The sequence below is a fragment of the Mycobacterium sp. E3251 genome (assembly GCF_001666835.1).
Classification (GTDB): Bacteria; Actinomycetota; Actinomycetes; order Mycobacteriales; family Mycobacteriaceae; genus Mycobacterium.
Genome location: NZ_LZJF01000018.1, coordinates 1 through 659, shown reverse-complemented (window position 1 = coordinate 659; position 659 = coordinate 1). Strand labels below are relative to the sequence as shown.

Sequence of the window (659 nt, the reverse complement as noted above, 5' to 3'; positions counted from 1 at the left end):
GCCGCCTTCGAGTGGGTGATCCGCGCCGAGGGCGTGGCCGACGCCGATTCGCGGTTCGCGGGGGGCGCGCGGTTTCAGGCATTCCGAGAGATCATCGAGGGCGTCGTCGACGATGCCTATCGGCGAGGCGAACTCGCGCACCGGCAGGATCGGGACAGCATCGTCGAAGCCGTGTACGCGCTCGTCTACGGCTTGACCGAACTGGCGGCCACGTCACCCCCGCGGGCCTACCACGCCGCGCTGGACTCCGCCAAGAACATGATCAGGGGAACGCTGTTCGCACCGGGTGGGCCGGGATAGCCGCAGGCAGAGGACACTGCGGAGGCCTTGATACGATCAAGCGATTGATTATATAGTCGGGGCCACGAGAGGAAGCCTGGCCGTGACTGAAACCGTTGCCGTGACGTTCGACGTCGACGCGCTGCGACGCAAGTACGCCGAAGAGCGTGCGCGGCGATTGCGCCCCGACGGCATCGCGCAGTACGTGGAGACGGCGGGCGCGTTCGCCCGCTTCGCCGACGACCCCTGGGCGGACCGAAAATTCGATCGCGAACCGCTGACCGACGAGGTGGACGTCGCCGTCATCGGCGCGGGCTTCGGTGGGCTGCTGACGGGGGTGCGGCTGCGCCAGCTCGGCGTGCGGAGCGTGCGGCTGATCG

At 68.4% G+C, this 659-nt stretch carries 2 pseudogenes; both read left to right on the top strand.

Going from position 1 to position 659, the window contains the following annotated elements:
* Positions 1–300: pseudogene (locus tag A5697_RS27955) on the top strand (TetR/AcrR family transcriptional regulator); the annotation flags it as partial.
* 82 nt (positions 301–382) lie between these two features.
* Positions 383–659 (top strand): annotated as a pseudogene (locus A5697_RS02725) (monooxygenase); the annotation flags it as partial.